Annotated in this window: 24 protein-coding genes and 3 pseudogenes; all 27 read left to right on the forward strand. The window is 43.5% G+C overall.

The window, feature by feature from the left end:
- On the forward strand, positions 1-269 hold a 269-nt coding region (locus J3348_RS08120; protein ID WP_207698729.1), incomplete at its 5' end, for a DUF4368 domain-containing protein.
- Complete coding sequence (locus J3348_RS08125) at positions 202-2,109, forward strand: DNA topoisomerase (protein WP_347565376.1); 1,908 nt, start codon at positions 202-204, stop codon at positions 2,107-2,109. The genes J3348_RS08120 and J3348_RS08125, both read left to right, overlap by 68 nt.
- Positions 2,106-2,489 carry a hypothetical protein gene (locus J3348_RS08130; RefSeq protein WP_015542944.1) on the forward strand — a complete coding sequence of 128 codons (384 nt, stop codon included), beginning with the start codon at positions 2,106-2,108 and terminating at the stop codon, positions 2,487-2,489. Before J3348_RS08125 ends, J3348_RS08130 begins: the two co-directional genes overlap by 4 nt.
- A 5-nt stretch (positions 2,490-2,494) precedes the next feature.
- Entirely contained in the window at positions 2,495-2,863 is a 369-nt protein-coding gene (locus tag J3348_RS08135; protein WP_015542943.1) for a cysteine-rich VLP protein, read from the forward strand.
- A gap of 153 nt (positions 2,864-3,016) precedes the next feature.
- Positions 3,017-3,649, forward strand: a complete 633-nt coding sequence (locus tag J3348_RS08140; protein WP_064785839.1) for a hypothetical protein — start codon at positions 3,017-3,019, stop codon at positions 3,647-3,649.
- 13 nt (positions 3,650-3,662) lie between these two features.
- A complete protein-coding gene (locus J3348_RS08145) occupies positions 3,663-4,583 on the forward strand; it encodes a DUF4316 domain-containing protein (protein WP_064785837.1) in 921 nt (306 codons plus the stop codon).
- A 32-nt stretch (positions 4,584-4,615) separates the two neighbouring features.
- On the forward strand, positions 4,616-5,281 hold the full coding sequence (locus J3348_RS08150) for a hypothetical protein (protein WP_347565377.1): 666 nt from the start codon (positions 4,616-4,618) through the stop codon (positions 5,279-5,281).
- Positions 5,278-5,622 (forward strand): plasmid mobilization relaxosome protein MobC, encoded by a 345-nt coding sequence (gene mobC / locus J3348_RS08155; protein WP_005361131.1) that lies wholly within the window; start codon positions 5,278-5,280, stop codon positions 5,620-5,622. Before J3348_RS08150 ends, mobC begins: the two co-directional genes overlap by 4 nt.
- Positions 5,623-5,707: 85 nt before the next feature.
- Positions 5,708-5,998 (forward strand): CD1845 family protein, encoded by a 291-nt coding sequence (locus J3348_RS08160; RefSeq protein ID WP_207698730.1) that lies wholly within the window; start codon positions 5,708-5,710, stop codon positions 5,996-5,998.
- An 88-nt stretch (positions 5,999-6,086) separates the two neighbouring features.
- On the forward strand, positions 6,087-7,496 hold the full coding sequence (locus J3348_RS08165; protein ID WP_207698846.1) for a relaxase/mobilization nuclease domain-containing protein: 1,410 nt from the start codon (positions 6,087-6,089) through the stop codon (positions 7,494-7,496).
- A gap of 322 nt (positions 7,497-7,818) precedes the next feature.
- Positions 7,819-7,965: pseudogene (locus J3348_RS08170) on the forward strand (response regulator); the annotation flags it as partial.
- A gap of 174 nt (positions 7,966-8,139) precedes the next feature.
- A pseudogene (locus J3348_RS14240) lies at positions 8,140-8,433 on the forward strand (hypothetical protein).
- Positions 8,434-8,562: 129 nt separating this feature from the next.
- Positions 8,563-9,186: a VanZ family protein gene (locus J3348_RS08175; protein WP_077326099.1), complete on the forward strand. Its 624-nt coding sequence runs from the start codon at positions 8,563-8,565 to the stop codon at positions 9,184-9,186.
- Between the two features lie 121 nt (positions 9,187-9,307).
- Positions 9,308-9,394 (forward strand): annotated as a pseudogene (locus J3348_RS14245) (response regulator); the annotation flags it as partial.
- Between the two features lie 225 nt (positions 9,395-9,619).
- A complete protein-coding gene (locus J3348_RS08180; RefSeq protein WP_055201540.1) occupies positions 9,620-9,943 on the forward strand; it encodes a PadR family transcriptional regulator in 324 nt (107 codons plus the stop codon).
- Positions 9,940-10,527: a DUF2812 domain-containing protein gene (locus J3348_RS08185; RefSeq protein ID WP_077326097.1), complete on the forward strand. Its 588-nt coding sequence runs from the start codon at positions 9,940-9,942 to the stop codon at positions 10,525-10,527. Before J3348_RS08180 ends, J3348_RS08185 begins: the two co-directional genes overlap by 4 nt.
- A gap of 12 nt (positions 10,528-10,539) precedes the next feature.
- Positions 10,540-10,959 carry a nuclear transport factor 2 family protein gene (locus J3348_RS08190; RefSeq protein ID WP_077326095.1) on the forward strand — a complete coding sequence of 140 codons (420 nt, stop codon included), beginning with the start codon at positions 10,540-10,542 and terminating at the stop codon, positions 10,957-10,959.
- A 24-nt stretch (positions 10,960-10,983) separates the two neighbouring features.
- Entirely contained in the window at positions 10,984-11,160 is a 177-nt protein-coding gene (locus tag J3348_RS08195; RefSeq protein WP_002578900.1) for a hypothetical protein, read from the forward strand.
- Positions 11,161-11,236: 76 nt separating this feature from the next.
- The gene (locus J3348_RS08200) at positions 11,237-11,905 is read left to right on the forward strand and encodes a response regulator transcription factor (protein ID WP_077326093.1); all 669 of its coding nucleotides are present in this window, start codon (positions 11,237-11,239) and stop codon (positions 11,903-11,905) included.
- Positions 11,902-12,915 carry a sensor histidine kinase gene (locus J3348_RS08205; RefSeq protein ID WP_077326091.1) on the forward strand — a complete coding sequence of 338 codons (1,014 nt, stop codon included), beginning with the start codon at positions 11,902-11,904 and terminating at the stop codon, positions 12,913-12,915. Before J3348_RS08200 ends, J3348_RS08205 begins: the two co-directional genes overlap by 4 nt.
- A 101-nt stretch (positions 12,916-13,016) precedes the next feature.
- Positions 13,017-13,784, forward strand: coding sequence for an ABC transporter ATP-binding protein (locus J3348_RS08210; RefSeq protein ID WP_077326089.1), 768 nt, complete (start codon positions 13,017-13,019; stop codon positions 13,782-13,784).
- Positions 13,771-15,999 (forward strand): ABC transporter permease, encoded by a 2,229-nt coding sequence (locus J3348_RS08215; protein WP_181985398.1) that lies wholly within the window; start codon positions 13,771-13,773, stop codon positions 15,997-15,999. The genes J3348_RS08210 and J3348_RS08215 overlap by 14 nt, the downstream gene beginning before the upstream one ends.
- Before the next feature lie 52 nt (positions 16,000-16,051).
- Entirely contained in the window at positions 16,052-16,312 is a 261-nt protein-coding gene (locus J3348_RS08220) for a hypothetical protein (RefSeq protein WP_077326087.1), read from the forward strand.
- A gap of 46 nt (positions 16,313-16,358) precedes the next feature.
- Complete coding sequence (locus J3348_RS08225; protein ID WP_015542931.1) at positions 16,359-16,616, forward strand: hypothetical protein; 258 nt, start codon at positions 16,359-16,361, stop codon at positions 16,614-16,616.
- Positions 16,617-16,747: 131 nt separating this feature from the next.
- Entirely contained in the window at positions 16,748-17,140 is a 393-nt protein-coding gene (locus J3348_RS08230; protein WP_077326085.1) for a winged helix-turn-helix domain-containing protein, read from the forward strand.
- A 505-nt stretch (positions 17,141-17,645) separates the two neighbouring features.
- A complete protein-coding gene (locus tag J3348_RS08235) occupies positions 17,646-18,095 on the forward strand; it encodes a sigma-70 family RNA polymerase sigma factor (protein ID WP_064786723.1) in 450 nt (149 codons plus the stop codon).
- Positions 18,096-18,666: 571 nt separating this feature from the next.
- The gene (locus J3348_RS08240; RefSeq protein ID WP_005361189.1) at positions 18,667-18,882 is read left to right on the forward strand and encodes a DUF6870 family protein; all 216 of its coding nucleotides are present in this window, start codon (positions 18,667-18,669) and stop codon (positions 18,880-18,882) included.
- Positions 18,883-18,920 lie beyond the last annotated feature (38 nt).

Raw genomic sequence — 18,920 nt, forward strand, 5'->3', positions numbered from 1 at the left:
ATCGCTACGACAAAGAACAGGCTGAACTGACCGAGAAGATTGAGCAGTACGAGCGGGAAGGCCGTGCTGAACACGATCAGCTGGACAAGATTCAGGATTTTATTGATGAAGTCAGCAAGTACGCTGGTATCACCGAACTGAACTATAAGATTCTGCATCAGCTGATTGACAAGATTCTGGTATCCAAAGCGGAAAAGGTCGATGGCGAATACGTCCAGAAAATCCAGATTTTCTACCGCTTTATCGGCCCATTGGATGCCATCGAGTAACAATGTCAGAAAAGTCACCTCCGAGAACTATCCTACAGATGCCGGACGAGAAGGAGAACTGATCTTCCGTCTGGTCTATGAATATGCCGGATGTAAAAAGCCTATGGAGCGCCTTTGGATTTCCAGTATGGAGGATGCGGCGATCCGTGAGGGCTTTGACCATCTCCACCCCGGCAGTGATTACGATAAGCTCTATGATGCGGCGGTCTGCCGGGCAGGAGCCGACTGGCTGATCGGGATCAATGCCACCCGGCTTTTTTCTGTCCTGTATGGTGTCACCCTAAATGTCGGCCGTGTTATGTCACCGACACTGGCACTTTTGGTACAGCGTGAGTCGGATATTGAATCCTTCATCAGTAAGCCTTTTTATGTGCCGGAAATCATCTGCGGAGGTTTTACTGCTTCCGGCGAAAAAATGACGGAACGATCCGAGGCTGAAAAAATCCGTATGGACTGTGACCACAACTCCGCTTTTGTGCGTTCTGTGGAAAAGCAGGTAAAAACTATACAGCCTCCCCGCCTTTATGACCTTACAACTCTGCAAAGGGAATGTAACCGTATTTATGGCTATACGGCTCAACAGACCCTTGATTATGTGCAATCTCTCTATGAAAAGAAGCTGGCAACCTATCCGAGAACGGACAGCCAGTATTTGACGAAGGACATGCAGGCAACCGCCGCTTCCCTGATCCTGTGGCTGCGTGACAATATGACCTTTGGAAAAGGCTACGCCGGAGAGCCGGACATTGACCGGGTAACAGATGACAGCAAAGTGACTGACCACCATGCCATTATCCCAACTGTGGAAATCGCACGGACAGACCTGTCAGAGCTTCCTTCCGGGGAGCGGGATGTGCTTACCCTGCTTGCCGTCAGACTGCTTTGTGCCACAACGCAGGTACACCGATTTGAAGCGGTCACCGCTATATTGGACTGCCAGGGATATACTTTTACGGCAAAAGGAAAGACTATTTTACAGTCCGGCTGGAAAGAGGTGGAACGGATTCACCGTATGAGTATCAGGCAGAGTGAAACGGAACACAAAGAAAATGAAGCTGTCGCTCTCCCTGTGCTGCAGGAAGGACAGACTTTTGAAGCTGTATCAGCAAGTCTCCGTGAAGGGAAAACTTCACCGCCGAAACACTATACGGAGGACACACTGCTGTCCGCTATGGAGACTGCCGGTGCGGAAGATATGCCGGAAGATGCCGAGCGTAAAGGATTGGGTACTCCGGCTACCCGTGCGGCAACACTGGAAAAGCTGGTTTCTGCCGGATTTGTACAGCGAAAGAAAAAGCAGCTCATTCCTACGGAAAAAGGAAAGAACCTGATCGCAGTCCTGCCGGACAATATCAAATCTCCCATCTTAACTGCAGAATGGGAATCCATGCTGAAACAAGTGGAACATGGCGAACTGTCGGCAACATCTTTTATGGATCAGATTGCAGATATGAGCCGGACGCTGGTAAAAGAACATACTACCCCGGAAGAACGTTTTGCGGATCTGTTTCCTTCTTCCAAAGGAACTGCACACGAAGCCGTGGGGGTATGTCCCCGCTGCGGTGCCCCGGTATTTGAAGGAAAGAAAGGTTTTTTCTGCGGCAACAGGGAATGTTCTTTTGCTCTTTGGAAAGATAACCGTTTCTTTTCCAGCAAGAAAAAATCTATCACAAAGTCTGTGGCAGCGGCTCTTTTGAAAGAGGGCCGCATTTCTATGTCCGGGCTTTACAGTGAAAAAACAGGAAGGACCTATGATGCGGAAGTGATCCTGGATGATACCGGCGGTAAATATGTGAATTTCAAGCTGGAATTTCCCGTAAAGAAAGGCAGGCGCAAATGATTGATCGAAAAACCTTTGAATATGGAGGTTATCACTTCACGCCCATACGAAAATTTTACAAAAAAGAAGGCGACTTTTTCGCCATATCGAAACGGCTGGCAAGTGACCCCAACTTAGGGCTGTGTACCTATCAGGAGCGGCAAAAGGTACCCTTTGATTATAGAGGGTTTTATGCTGTTTCAACTGACAAAGAATGTGATATTTTCCGCTGCGAAGAAAATGGCTTGTTGTATGTACCGGGAAAAAACGAACTTTTTATTTACCATGAACCAAAACAGAAAAAGCGGAACTCTATCGCCGATGCCCTTTCACAGTCCAGGAATGTTACTGATGCAACCGGAATTTCCGGCGGCAGACAAAGCAGTGACCCGGAAAGGTAGGCATTATGGCAGAGAGGGAATTAAAACGCTCGGAGCAGTCTGCAATCCGAAAGCTGGTTACAGAGCTTTGCGCCAACTATGACTCTCAGGATAAGATCTGCCTTCCCCTGGACAGCCCTTGCTACATGCTGAATAAATGGTGGACCGGTGCTTATTGCCGGTACTTTGAAAAAGCGGTGTTGCCGGTGGATGCAGCACTGGAATCAGCCATTACCGGCGAGGACACCTCCATGAGACAGAAAATATGCTCTGTGTGTGGAAAATCATATCTTCCTATAACCAGCCAGGCATATTGCTCCGATGCCTGCCGGGTCTATGCAAGACGGAAATCCGAGCGGAAACGCAAACGCCGGCAGCGGCAAAACCAACCATGATATGTCCGCAACTTAGCCCCAAAAGTCCTTGATTTTCAATGGCTATTCGCATCTGTTTTTAAGGGAGCTGTATAAGAATACTCCGGTGCTTTGAAATGAGGTTAAGTTGCGGACAAAACTTATATTTTAACAAAAACGATAGGAGGCGATTTTTTGAATATCAACACGATTACTGCAGAGGATCTTCGCCGTATGCCGGATAAGGAAGGACTGATTTTACAGGGCTGCGGCGGAGATCTGACAGAATGGGTGGACGGGATCAACGAAATGCTGACAAATGCAGGCATATTGAAAGATGGCAGCCAGTTTGAAAATGTGTTTGCTTTTCAGCACGGAGAACTGACCTGTCTGCTTTACCCTTTTGATGATGTGAAACTGGATATAGGGAAACTTGCCCTGTGGCGTTTACAGACCCATGAAGTCTATGGCGGCACATGGCTGTCGGACTTTGTGCCGAATTATTTAGGCGGATTTATAGAAACACCGGAACCATTGGCAGATAAACCGGACTGCCCTCTGATCGGAGCAGATGGGAACATTTTTAATCTGCTTGGTATTGCTTCCCGTACTTTGCGGGAGCATGGTCTAAAAGAACAGGCAAAAGAAATGTCTGACCGGGTATTTGCTTCCGGCAGTTATGGAGAAGCGCTCTGTATCATTGGCGAATATGTCAACATCACAGATTCCGAACCGGAGCATAAGAATTCTCTCCGTCAGCAGCTAAAGGCAACAAAACCGGCAGACCCAGTAAAAAAGCAACAAACTTCCAAACAGCAGGAACGATAAGGAGGGATGCGAAATGGAAAGGAAACGGACCTATGGTGTATGGGCAGTACGAAGCAGCACTTCTATTTTCGGACCGGCACAAAGCTGGTGCAAGGAAAATGGAAAACCGTTGGAGTTTGATAGCAAAGCCGACGCTGAAAACTATGCAAAGGAAGCCAACGAGCATACGACAGCAAATGTCCGATACTATGTGAAAGAAAAAGAACCGGAACCCGGCGCTGTTCGGAAAGGAACATCTCAACCGGAACTGGATGCGCGCAGCCATGAAGAAGTAATACCAAGAAATGATGCAGCGGAAAAACAAAACGAGATTCCGGGCCGACAGATTCCTTCTCAAACAGATCCGCTGGTAGAAATCCGCTCTGCGGTCCATAGTAATTACGCGGGTATGGTCGCTATGCTGGGTGCGGACAACCGTGTGTATTTGGGGCGTGAGGAACGTTGCCATTACCAGGATATGCAGCCATCTTACTATGACAATCAGGACGGTTCCCTGTGTTTTGTCTGTGATCAGCCCGATATGTATTATTTTCTTTATGGAGAAGGCTGGGCGCATACCCAGACGGAAATGTTGGAACGAGGGCTTACCTTGCGCCAGTATGAAGAATTTGCGAGACTGCAAAATGGGGTCCTTGCACAGTTTACCACCCAAAGAGAAATTCTGTTTGCCGGACAGCCGTTTCAGGCGCCGGAAAGTTATCTTCGCAATGCGGAACTTTATGAGGAAGGACAAACCGGGAACTACAATATGCTGGATGGCAGGCTGAACAACGAACCTCCTGTGCGCCCGGATCTGACAGACGGACAGACGGATGAAGAAATCCGGGAGCTGGTGCCGGAAGCAAAGCCGTCTTTGATGGACCGTTTGAAAGCAGACAAACCGGAGCATGAAGCAAGGCAGATGATCCCTCCTGTGCCGGAAAGGGAACGCTGATGGCCGGGGTAAGATTTGAGGATGTAGATCTTTTGGGTGCTCTTTCCCGTATCGTAGATCTTCATACCCAACATTATAAAGAGGACTTTGACCTGGATAAGGAACTAATTTCAAAACTGGCTGTGTCAGACCGTTCAGAGGATAAACAGCTTCTTTGGATGTCACGCCCTTGCGGAACCTATACCCTGCGCGAACGGGAAGTTTATCTGGATGGAAGCCATGAAAATAAAGTGTGGCGGTTTTACCAGGAACAGACAAATGATCCCGTTTTGGCTTATGCCATCTCTTTGAAAGAAGTCAGGGACGGAAAAATATTTGGCAATCTCTATCCGCTAAATTATAGAGAACATGTGGAACGGATGAAAAAGCTGACCTGTCCAATCGGAAATGTAGCCGTTGCATTTGCGGATGGAAATGTTATCACGATTCCCTATCAGGAACGGAGACAGCTTATGAACCGGTTTATGCCAGAGCATGGAGCCCCTAAAACAATGACTTATCTGCCGGAAAATGAGCCGGAGCTGATGATGATTCTAAAACGGGAACGCTTCAAACGCAGCTATCATGCGACAGCCGGAAATCTGGAGGAATATCTTGATAAGCTGGAAAAGACCACCCTGCGGGAAAAACTCAAAAGAGCAAAGACGGTGGTTTCAACACAGGAGGTCTCATCTCATAAAAGAGGGTTGGAACGATGAAGGGCGGGCATAACAAAAAATCCGTCCGCGTCGAATTTGTCATGTCCGAACCGGAGGCCGAACTGGTAAAAGAACGCATGGCGGAACTTGGCATTACCAACCTGTCGGCATATCTGCGAAAGATGGCCGTAGACGGTTACATCATTCACCTTGATATGGGAGATATTCAGGAAATGATCCGGCTTCTCCGCATTTGTTCCAATAACTTAAACCAATATACCAGACGGGCCAATGAGACCGGCAATATTTATGCCGCAGATATAGATGACATCCGCACCCGTCTGGACAGCCTTTGGGATGGCATGGACAAACTGATCCGGGGATTTGCAAACATTTCATAAACAGCCGGAAAGCCGTTGCTTTCTTTTTGCCGTCACGGTAAAATTTTTATAAGGGCAGATGCCCTTCTGAAAGGAGGCAAAGCGTATGCGTTTGATAGGTAAATTACTGGCACTTCCCTTTATGCTGGTTACGGGGATTCTTTATCTGGTATGTAAATTTTTAGTGGTTCTTTCCGGTGCGGTACTTGGGATTCTTTCTGGGATCATCTTTCTGGCGGCATTGGTGCTGTTCTTTGTCGCAGGATTTTTGCCGGGTCTTGCATGGCTTATGATCGCCTTTCTTATCAGTCCATACGGTCTGCCTCTGGCGGCTGCATGGCTGGCAGGGATCATTGGCGGGGCAAACAGTGCCTTAAAGGATTTTATATTTGGTTAAGCAGATTTGGCGGGGCGCATAGGCAGCCCCGCTCTTTTTCTGCAATTATAACTTCTCTGATTGGAATTAAGTTAAGGAGGTGACGAAAATAGCGACCACAAGACTGATGCCTCTGCATGTAGGAAAAGGTCGGAATATCTCTACTGCGATCTCAGATATTATTGATTATGTAGAAAATCCGCAGAAAACCGATTTTGGAAAATTCATTTATGGCTATGAGTGTGATACCCGGCTTGCTGATGCAGAGTTTCTTCTGTCCAAACGACAGTATGCAAATCTGACCGGCAGAAATCAGGGTGCAGATGATGTGATCGCCTACCATCTCCGTCAGGCATTTAAGCCCGGCGAAGTTACGCCAGAAGAAGCTAATCAGATCGGCAGGGAGCTGGCACTGAAGCTCACAAAAGGAAACCATGCCTTTGTTGTCTGCACCCATGTGGATAAGCACCATGTCCATAATCACATCATTATCAACTCTACTACACTGGACTGTCAGAAAAAATTTCGCAACTTCTGGGGCTCTACCTGGGCAATCCGGCGAATGAATGACAAGCTGTGTTTGGAGCATGGACTTTCGATTGTAGAAAATCCGAAACCCAGCCGGGAGCATTATGGCACATGGCTGGGAAATAAAAAGCAGCCTTCCTTTCAGGAGCAGATACGCATTGCTATTGATGCTGCATTAGAGGAAAAGCCAAAAGATTTTGAGGAACTTCTACAGAAGCTGGAAACTGCTGGGCTGGAAGTCAACCGTGAAAGAAAACATCTTCGGTTCCGAGTTCCGGGACAAGAAAATTATACCCGATGCGATACGCTCAAAGGCGATTATACAGAACAGGCCATCAAAGAACGGATTGCCGGTACACGGACAGTAAAACCCCGCCATGCCTTTTCTAAAAAAACGGTTTCCAAAGTTGGATTGCTGGTTGATATTGAAGCTGCAATCCGTTCCGGCAAGGGCCCTGGTTATGAGCGCTGGGCAAAAGTGTTCAATCTAAAGCAGCTTTCTCAGGCAGTGCTCTATTTAAAAGAACATGGCGATATGGGTTATGAGGATCTTCTGGAAAAAGCCAACGCCACTACCACTAATTTCAATACCTTATCCGTTCAGATCAAAGATCTGGAGTCAAGAATGAATGCCAATGCCGAGCTGCAAAAGCAGATCGTAAACTATGCGAAAACGAGGGCTGTCTATGTAGAATATCGCAAAGCCGGGTACAGCAAAAAATTCCGAACAGCACATGAGGCTGAAATTTTGTTGCATCAGGCGGCAAAGAATCATTTTGACGAGTTGGGAATCAAAAAGCTCCCCTCTGTCAAATCTCTCCGGGAGGAATACACCGACCTTCTGGAACAAAAACGGAAAGCCTATTCTGCCTATAAGCAGGCCAAAAATGATATGAAAGAACTTCATAATGTTCGGGCCAATGTGGAATATCTATTGGAGATTTCTTCCCCGCCACAACCGCAGCGCAGCACAGAAAAATCCCGTCAATAAGGTTTGTCTGCTTTTCGCTTTCAGCGTTCCAACGGAATGCGCAGCCATTGCCACCGGCAATGATTTCAGGGGTTTGGGGATATGTCACCAACAAGCATTTAGCAGGAATTCCGGGAACGGGATTTCTGCTAAATACGCAATCTTACGTAAGATTGCATTGCTTGCCAGTAGTTTTAAGAGTCTTTGGCAGAGGATCTGTTTACAGTTGCCGCATTGATAAACCTTTGATAACTGCCTATAATAGAGTTATTATTTTGAACTGCTATAGCAGAGAAATGCGAAAAAATAAAATTTTTTGTCCGTTGTAACATTTCGCGGACATTTGCCTGTTCTGCCGTTCTTTATCCTCACCGAGAACAACGACCTTGCCACGGAATATGAATACCGGTATGAGGGCATGAACGACTATATTACCGCCCCGGTCAATATCCCGGAGCTGATCCGGCGGGTTTTGTTCTTTGTGGAGTAATTGAAAAATTTTACGGAGGTGATGATGTAATGGGACATTAGCTGTTTTTGATATAGAAGAATCCGGCAAACAGATTGGCGAAAAGTTATTTCTGCATCTTAACGAGGAACAAAAGAATGCTCTAATGCAATATATTTTGGAACAAGGAGTCTGTCATGGAACGGTATTCAATTCTTGTCACACCTTACCAAACAGGAAAAGACCGCTGATATATGATTTGACGAGAAAGATCCCCTTATCCATATCCGCACCCACAACACCAACCTCAAAAGGTGACTTTCCGCTTATGCCGAGCAGTACCCCGACGAGTGCTACCAGACCGACACAGACCACGAAACGGGCTGCATGGAGTTTGATATTGCAAAGGGGCGTTTCTCTTTCCGTCTGACCGCCCCATACAGCGAGGAACGCCGGGAAGCAGCGCGACGATATGCCAAAGAGAACAACGCCACCGACAGACTGAAATGATGTAGGTGCAAGCACAAGTATTCAGATAAATTGAAGAAAAACTTAATAATATGTGACTTTATTTTTGGTTCACGAGCATGTATAATATACTCAAAAACAATTTTGATAGCAAGTAAAGGAGTGAAAAATATGTTATCAATTTCTGACATTCTTATCCGTTCAATTAGTGGGTATGTGTTTATAGTTCCAGTTCTCTTATTGTATTTTTTATATCTTAAAAAATCGGGAAGAAAACAAAGTTTTCTTCATATTACCGCTGTATTTGTGTTTTGCTATTATCTATTTGGAATTTTAACCGTAGCAGGTATTGGCTATACAAGCACAATGTCATTTAGTCCAAAGATTTCCCTGATTCCGTTTCTTGGTATGATAACCGGACCAATAGATACCATACTTAATTTAATTTTATTTGTACCGTTAGGAGTTTTCCTGCCATTTCTGTATAAAAGGTATCATCACATAAAGACCGTTGCATTAACTGGCTTTCTATTCTCTTTATCTGTTGAAATTGTTCAGATGTTTGGCTGGGGTTCATCGGATATAAATGACCTTATTATAAATACGGCTGGAGCCTGTTTGGGATATTGGATTTATTATCTGCTATCAAAAGCTTTGCCGAATAATTTTAGAAAAAAACTTCAATCTGAGAATGTTAATGGTACGGTCGAAGTACTTTTGTTTGTAATTTATATATTTATGGTTATGGTTACAGTTCAACCTTGGGTAATCCATGATGTACTGAACATCGGATAAAGTATTCAGAAAAACATTTTATCTAGCAGTACACAGCAAAAATTAGTACCCTACCCACAAGGGCATCCGAGAAAATCGACTGTCCTTTTTCTATGTCTATGAGCAAAAAGGAGCGACCAACTACCGACATGAGGGCGTGAACGACTATATTACCGCCCCGGTCAATATCCCGGATCTGATCCGGCGGGTTTTATTCTTTGTGGAATGAAATCATTATACATATAAAAATATGTCTTTGTAGTGGACAGGATAGACGCTTTTTTATGAGAAATTGGTCAGGACAGTAAATTTATTGTCCCGACCAATTTTTGCTATTATGAACAAGTTGCTATATCATAAAGCTTAGCGTTCTGTTATATTTTGGATCGTTATTGACTTCTATTACGGTTAGTGATATATTTATTACAGTAACCGTAATAAGGAGGCAGATGTTATGCGAGACAATGCGAAAGGCGGTGCGCTCACAGAGGTGACATTCTTTATTTTGCTTTCCCTTTATACCCCGAAACATGGATATGCTGTCATGCAATTTATTGAAGATAATACAAAAGGGCGGCTTACGCTGGGGGCAGGTACTTTATATGGTGCGTTGAACTCGTTGCAGGAAAAAGGCTGGATTGCACCTTTTGGAGATAGTGCGGGACGGAAAAAAGAATATCTCATTACAACGCAAGGAAAAGAAATTGCAGAAAAGGAACTGATAAGGCTCAATGAACTTGTAGGCGTAGCTAATGAAATTATTGGAGGTGCAGTATGAGCAAAAAGTATTATCGTTTCTTTGGCGGTTTGTTGACTGCCCAGGAACATTGGCTGAATAAAATGTCTGAAAAGGGCTATCGTTTGATTCGGGCGGAAAAAATGTTGTATGAATTTGAGGCGTGTAAACCGGATCAGGTAAAATACTGTGTAGAGTTTATCGGGCAAAAATCGAAGGCCGACGCGTCCGATTATCATGAGTTTTTAGAGGGGATGGGTTACAAAGTATTTTATAAAAACATCAACCTGAACTACTCTGTTGGTAAAGTACGCCTACGGCCATGGGCTGAAAAAGGCGGACGCATAGCAACAAATGCCGCCACCTTTAATCGGGAATTGTTGATTGTAGAAAAAGATAATGACGGTAAGCCATTTGAACTTCATACTTCTTATGAGGACAAGGAAAACTATTACAGAAATCTGCGTAATCCCTGGTTGCTGATATTGCTTATGTTCGTAATATTTGCGGTTGTAAATCGCTCGGAAGTTTTTGGTGTACTTGCCCTGGTTTCTCTGATTCCTGTTCTCGTATATCAAACCCAGGTTGTGCAAAACAAACGCGAAGGCAAGACAAAAGAATGGTGAGGTGTTTATATCATGAATGAACGAGAAAAAACGATCCGACTATGGTTTGATATGTGGCTCAATCAGCAGGATATGGGCATTGATGATATTTTTACAGAAGATGTGATCTATACAGAAAGCTGGAGCCCCCAGTATAACAACCGAAAAACAGTAAAGCATTGGTTTCAGGAATGGAATACCCGTGGCAAGGTGGTTATTTGGGAAATCAAGCAATTTTTTCATAAGGGAGATCAAACGATTGTGGAGTGGTATTTCAAAAATGAAATGAACAATGGAAGTATAGAGGAATTTGATGGAATCTCGCTGGTTGAATGGACAGAGGATAATAAAATAAAGGCATTAAAAGAATTTGGGTGTAATCGCAATACCTATAATCCATACCAGGAAGGCGATACCCCTCAATTCAAAGCAGAAAAAGTGAATTGGTTTTGAATTGAGTGCTTATGGAGGTAAAATATGATGTATCGGACAGAATTAGTAGAAGGAATTACCGTGGAAAATGTAACAGAGAAAATCAATGCAAAAATAGAAGAAATGGAAAAGGAAAGCTATCGACTTGTTACGATGTCTTTTTGGGGAACCGAAAGAGCTGTACTGGTTTTCAAAAAAGGGTTAAAGGGTAGTTTGCTTTAACATATATACTTGACTTATTTGAATGTCAATGGGAGAATGAGCAACTGCATATCGTATTTTTTTCACGGAGGCTGATATGAAAGAAAAAATATTGATAATAGAAGATGATCCGTTAATACGGAATGAATTGAAAACGCTGCTGCAAAGCAACAGCTATAAAACGGTGGCTCCGGAGGATTTTTCCGATGTGATCGATCAGATCAAAGCTGAGCAGCCACACTTGATTATACTGGACATCAAGCTACCGGGGACCAGTGGCTTTTCTCTCTGCACCGAGATTCGCACATTTTCCGAAGTGCCAATCATCTTTGTGACAAGCTGCAACACAGATATGGACGAGCTGAATAGCATTATGCTGGGCGGAGACGCTTTTATCACGAAGCCCTATAACACAGCGATCCTGCTTGCGAAAATCGCTTCTCTGCTGAAAAAAGCCTATCCCACACAGCAACGGGAACAGATCGTCTATGGAGATGCGGTGCTGCGTCTGGAATCCAGCAGTCTGGACTATCATGGACAGAGCGTAGAGCTTACCAAGAACGAATTGAAAATTCTCTATTACCTGTTCAAGAACGGAGGAAAAATCTGTTCTCGTGGAGATATGATTGAATATTTATGGGATAATCAGCTATATGTGGATGACAATGCTTTGAGCGTCAATATCAACCGCATCCGGGAGAAACTGGCGGGCATCGGCCTGACGGATTTTATCAAGACAAAGCACCGACAGGGGTACACGATATGAACAGCAGACGATATTGGAAAAACAGGCTTCCATTTCTGCTGACGAACCTTGTTTGTATGGCTGCACTTACTGTATTTTTACTGGTGTGCGGCAATTCGGTTTCCGCAGTAGTATTGATCCTGATTGTATGGGCATTGATTTTGCTGACGGGACTTATCCTCACTTACTGGAAACGGAAGCGGCAGATGAGAAAACTTCTGGATATGGCGGAGCAGCTTTCCGAAAGATACCTCATTTCCGAAGTGATGGAGCTGCCGGAACAGGCCGAGGATCAGGTTTACTATCAGCTGTTGAAAATGGCTGGAAAATCCATGTTGGAACAGATTGGAGAAGTCGAGCGGGAACGCCTGGAGTACAAAGAATACATTGAGCAATGGATTCACGAAATCAAAACGCCCATTACTGCCATGAAACTCCTATGTGAAAACCACCGGACGGACTGGACAAAGGAACTTCTGCTGGAACTGGAAAAGACCAACCGCTTTACCGAACAAGCTCTTTATTACGCCCGCAGTGAACATACAGAGAAAGATTATTCTGTCCGGGAAATGGCACTGTCCCAAGTGGTGCATCAGGCGATTGCAGATAATAAATATCTGCTGCTCCAAGGTGGTATGCGTCTGGAAGTGGAGGAAATGCAGGACACGGTTTATTCAGATGAAAAGTGGGTGCGCTTTATTCTGAACCAACTGATTGCCAATGCGGTCAAGTATCGTACGGAACAACCGGTTCTCCGCATTTCTACTCATAAACGGCAAGATCAGGTTGTTCTTGTCGTGGAGGACAATGGAATCGGGATTGCTGCGTCCGATCTGCCCCGTATCTTTGAAAAGGGATTTACCGGTCAGAATGGTCGTATGGTCCAGCAGTCCACAGGCATTGGCCTGTACCTATGCAAACGGCTCTGTGAAAAGCTGGGCATTGGCATTGCGGCAGAATCATCGGAACAAGGAACCGCCATTTCCCTGGCGTTTCACATCAACTGTCTGATCCATGAAGTGCAGGGCTGATTGCGGTCCTGCACTTCTTACATTTTTGTTAGAACTTTGTAAGAAAACTTGATACAAACGAAGCCACTCTTATTCTACAATAGAGATCAGAGGTGATAACAATGAAAGAAATTTTGAAACTGGATCATATCCAAAAATATTACGGAAATGGCGGGAATGTTACAAAAGCAATTCAGGACATCAGCTTTTCCGTTCAGGAGGGGGAATTTGTAGGAATCATGGGAGCATCCGGTTCCGGCAAGACTACCCTGCTCAACTGTATTTCCACCATTGATACCGTCAGTGCGGGACATATCTATCTGGACGGAACCGATGTGACGGAAATCAACGAAAAACAGATTGCCCGGTTTCGTCGGGAGAATCTTGGATTTGTATTTCAGGATTTTAACCTGCTGGACACTCTGACAATCTCGGAAAACATTGCCTTGGCACTGACTATCAACAAGGTTCCTGCAGGTGAGATTGATGGGCGGGTGCGGGAAATGGCCGGAAAGCTGAATATCACGGATATTCTGGATAAATATCCCTATCAGGTGTCCGGCGGTCAAAAACAGCGGTGTGCCTGTGCCAGAGCTATTATCAACCAGCCAAAGTTGATCCTGGCGGACGAACCTACCGGCGCGTTAGATAGTCACTCGTCACAAGCCTTGCTCTCCACAATCCAGAGTATTAACGAAAGCCTTGACGCAACAATCCTGATGGTAACACACGACGCTTTTTCGGCAAGCTATGCCAATCGTATTCTCTTTTTAAGAGATGGTGCGATCTTCGCGGAAATTCTCAAAGGCAGTGATTCTCGTAGGGTTTTCTTTGAAAAAATCTTGGATGTCCTCACCATGATGGGAGGGGGTGTGAATGATGTACGCTAAATTAGCACTTGAAAATGTAAAGAAATCTACAAAAGACTATTTGATATATATTGTCACTCTGACGGCGTGTATATCTATGTTTTATGCTTTCCTTTCCATTTCCAGCAATTATTATGATCCGAATATAGGAGCAGAATTTAATTTAGATATATTAGGTGACGGAATTAAATATGCGATTCTATTGATTACTGTATTGCTGATGTTCCTTATGCAGTATGTAAACCACTTTATGATACAACGGCGGAAAAGAGAATTTGCAATTCAGAGTATTATTGGAATGGAGCAATCAACGATAGCTCGACTTTTCTTTGTAGAATCACTAATAATGGGAATTTTTTCGCTTATTGTGGGGATAGGATTAGGTGGTGTGTTTTCTCAATTCATTACTGCTATGCTGCTTCAAATGTATCATAAACCATTTGAATTTTCATTTATGCTTTTTCCAGATACAATCATTTTGACGATTCTATTTTTCTGCATATGTTTTGCGACAGTTGGTTTATCTCAAGTTCGCACGATACGAAAAATAAAGATAATTGATATGCTAAATGCAGAACGAAAAAATGATATATTGGGAACCCCCCACAAATGGATATACAAACTCTTTCCAGTAAATTTTGTCCTTTATCTGCTGATTACCTTTTATAATATTAGAACCCTGTCTTACTACTTTAACGGAGAATTTGAAATGGTAATCAAAATATGGTCTGCAATCAGCATTATTTTACCAATTCTGATGTTGATTACGCATATAAGGGAAAAGTTCAGAAGAAAAGAACAAAACACAGTAAAGCAGCTCTTTTTGATTGAATGTATTGGCCTGTTGGAACTGATTATTCTTTCCATATTGCCAGTTTTCAAAGTGTACCTTGCAATGCCGATGGATAAAGGTGCTTTTAATGTTTATATGGGATTTCTGTTTTGGTGTGTTGTATTTGGAGTGAGTGTATTTTTCGTTTTGTTTAGTAATTACTTGTTGGTTATCAAAGAACGCCAGAAGTATAAAGAAGAAAATCTGTTCTTTTTTGGACAACTGTTATCTAAATTAAAATCGAAAACACTTTCAATGACTTTGATTTGCCTCACACTTACATTATCCATGGCATTATTTTTTGTAACACCACTCCTTGTTGGATGGGCACAAGGTTTTTTGGAAAAAAGAGTTCCTTTTGATATACAGATTTCTTCGGACTACATTGGTATGCAGTCTGGTTATATCGGCATACAGTCCGAAAAAGAGCTGCCTGTAACGGATTATAGTTTTCTTGATTCTTTCATTGAAAAGAATATTTCTGTTCGTGATGATTGCTCTTTTAAGACATACTTTGTAAACAAAACTGACTTTTATAACCAACTGGAGAATAGCAGGAAAAATGCCTCACCCATCACAGCGATTTCTTTGTCCGACTATAACCATCTATTAAAGATGGCAGGTTATGATGAAATTTCTTTACGGGATCATGAATTTACAACCCAGTGGCTTTCCATAACGCCCCAAGATTCAATTTCGGCGTATCTTGAAGCTCACAAATCTATTAAAACTGATGGAGGCGATTTACAGCTTGCTGATATTTCTGCACATACAGTAGACTTAGGCGAAGATTTTTATAATTTTCAAAGTGTGATATATATTGTACCAGATCACATTTGCAATAAACTGACATCAGCTAATACATTCCGGTATATGATGGCAGATAAAACAATTTCTTATGATATTGCTCAAGAATTAAAATCATACTTTGAAAATTCAAGTCTTACTGATTCGCTTGTAACTTATAACATTACCATGCGGACAATCGAGGTTAATGATAATTCTGCTATTATTTTCATTATGCAAACTGGATTGACATATAGCGCAATCATCTTGTTTGTAACCTGTTTTACTATCTTGGCTTTGCAGCAATTATCAGATTCCGGGAAATATAAATATCGTTTTCGGGTTCTAAGAAATATGGGCGTAGAAGAACCCCATATACGAAAGTTGATTTTGAAACAATTAGCTGTATGGTTTGGTGTTCCGGTTATACTGGCCCTTATCTTGTCTGGCGCATTCCTTGTATTTTTGTTTGTAGGATTCCATATGCAGATTGCAGTGTATATCGGAGTACAGCGATTGGTACAGCAGCTTTTGATTGTGTTGGCTATTTTAGGTGTCCTTTTAATAAGTTACTTTATTAGTACATGGGTCTTGTTTAATAAGTCTGCATCTGCCTGACCTTTTTGCATTTTACAATGACCTTATCAACAAAAAGCGAGGAGGCGACGCAATGGAACTGACCCCGACATTGATTTTGAATCTGGCGCTGCTGATCGTCCCGCCCGTTGCCCTTGTGCTGGTGTTCCGGCAATGGCTGGCCCGGCACATCCGCTGGACGGTTGCCTTGACTGCCCTCTGTGATGTTCTTTTGTTTTGGGATGAACTGTTCTACTATGAGAGCTTCGGCCTATTCGCTGTACTGATTCTGGTACAGTTGGCGGCCACCGGCGCGGCAGCGTTCCGCATTTACAACAAACAAAGAAAAGGTTGAATAGAAAATAGGTATCATCAATCAAAAATATCATTGGAGGTAACTTATGGAAAAAGAAACAATGGGAACTGTAATTTCAGTTACAAAACAATGGTGGTTAAAAGTGAATCGTAAACCTGTCCGCGCTCATGCTATGGATGGCGCAGCCTTTCCGCATACTATCAAGGTCAAATATACGATAGACGGTAAAGATTACATCTGCCGAAAATGGATTGGTGCAGGAAACAACGTTCCTGACAAGGGAACAACGATTAAAGTTACCTATTGGGAAGATAAGCCATCGAAAGCAAGAATTGAGCTCTAATCAATAAATTTATCAAAATATGGAGGTGATGATGTGATGGGACATTAGCTGTTTTTGATATTGAAGAATCCGGCAAGAAGATTGGTGAAAAGTTATTTCTGCTTCTTAACGAGGAACAAAAGAATGCTCTAATGCAATATATTTTGGAACAAGGAGTCAGTCATGGAACGGTATTCAATTCCTGTCACACTTTCTCCGCAGCAGAGAAGAATCCTCTTACAGAAATACAAGAAGGCGAGCTTTATCTATGTCTGGAACATCGTACTGTCAAGGTTAGGCAACGGATTATCAACCTGACAAGTAAGGAGTTTGATATACTGGCATTACTCATTGCTAATCCCAAACGTGTTTTTACTTATGAACTGATTACCGATTTGGTTTGGAAAGAGGATTGTGATTTCTATTCGAGAAAAGCCATTCATAATCATATAAGTAAGCTGCGTAAGAAGTTGCGCTTTGAACCGGATCTTCCAAACTATATTGAGAGTGTCGCCGGGATCGGCTATAAATTTGAACATCTATAACATGAGCCCACAAGGTGTCGTTTTCCCCTTGTGGGCTTGCTTTTTGCAGCATATATTCTAAAAGCAGAATATGTAGAAAATTGCGAATATAAAGAGTAAAAAGCGAATGTCTGCGGACTGATACAGGAAACATAACCGATATAATTTTCTCCCAAGGAGGTATCAAGCAGCCGATTCAGATTCCTCCTTGATGGGAGGAAATGCCTATGCGTCTATGCAACACAGACCTGCAGATAAGCTGCTTTACATTCAGTCACCTATACGTCGTAGTCCAGCTCGTATGGATTGCGGCGTTTTTGGTTTCGACAAAGTTTGAGCATTTTTGCTGTCAACCTCCCGGAAAAATTTCATACTGTTGCTTTGGCGCGCCTGTTCTTTGTACGGGCGCGCTTTTTTGTACCCTTTTTTTAATCAGAAAGAGACTTAGACCTTATCGCTGCCGCAGCCCACCCTCTGATTTCGATTTTTGCCATCAACTCAAACATCGAAATTGGAGGAAATTACTATGAAGAAAATCAATCTTCGGGATTATTACCCGTATTATACACAGGACATGATCGTTGAGGTGCCGGATGAAGTTGCGGACATTCTCCGGGAATATAAACTTGCTGAAGCAGCTTATTTTTTGCGTACATACCGGCATAAAGCCTATTTTTCTTTGGATTATGACATCAATGTGGAACATGAGGCTATGGTGCTTGTTTTGACACCGGCAGATATTTTTGAACAGAAGGAAGAAAACGCTAGACTATATGAAGCGCTTGCCTCGTTGCCGGAAAAACAGCGTAACCGTATCACTTCACATTTTCTGTTGGGAATGAGTTTATCGGATATTGCAAAAAGCGAAGGAACCGGCGTCAGCTCTGTACATGAAGGAATCCAACGTGGACTTCGGCGTTTGAAAAAAATTTTAGAAAAAATGAATACAGACCCCGAAAATTACCATCAAAAATGAAATGTATAATAGAGGGACATATTCGGCGGGACAAGCTGGACGGGTGTGGTAAGGAAGCATATACATCCTCCACCCTAACTGTAATGTCAATTTGTCTGCCATGCCCCTTGCTTGTTCCTTGACAACTGAATATACGCTGTTACAGGTACTTCATTCTGTGTTCTGAGCGGCAGATGGGGCGGCGCGGTGACAGGCGGCCTAAGGAGGTGATGAATCCAGGCTGTCCGAGCGATAAACGCAACCTACGAAACCGGCTGTGGCAGGCCGGACGCAATAACGACGCAGATCATAATGGTACTTCTTCACAGCTTCCTATAGACTTGGGGAGAGTTCCTGCGGCGTTTGCTTGCTCTGGCAAAGCGGCGGCGTATGTGGGACTATGATGCGGTGACGCTATCCGCAGCCTGTAACAGCCCCGTCCTTATAACAGAAGGACTTGCCGGGGTGCGTGGCAAATACGGCAGCAAAATCGAAATCAGATATAATGGGCCGGATTTATGTGTGTAATAACCATAGATCCGACCTATTCATGTGGTTTTGATAACACAGTTTTCAGAAGGGAGTTGATACTATGGAATTGAACACCATTGTCAGTGAAGTGGGTACGCTGGTAGACATTCGGGATGTCTCTGTCAACAAAGAACTTTCTCGTGATGAACGGATTGCAGAATTTGTTCAGCAAATCAAAAATCCATACCATTTTAAGTGTGGACGTTTTACTGTACAAGCCAGTTTTTCTGCTGAAGGTGCTACCCTGGAAGAATGTATCAAGGGTATTTTGCGATAGCTGCAATTTTAAGAAAGGGGCTGACTTTTCCGTAAAAG

Origin of the sequence: Faecalibacterium sp. Marseille-Q4896, assembly GCF_017377615.1 — a bacterium.
Taxonomy (GTDB): domain Bacteria; phylum Bacillota; class Clostridia; order Oscillospirales; family Ruminococcaceae; genus Faecalibacterium; species Faecalibacterium taiwanense.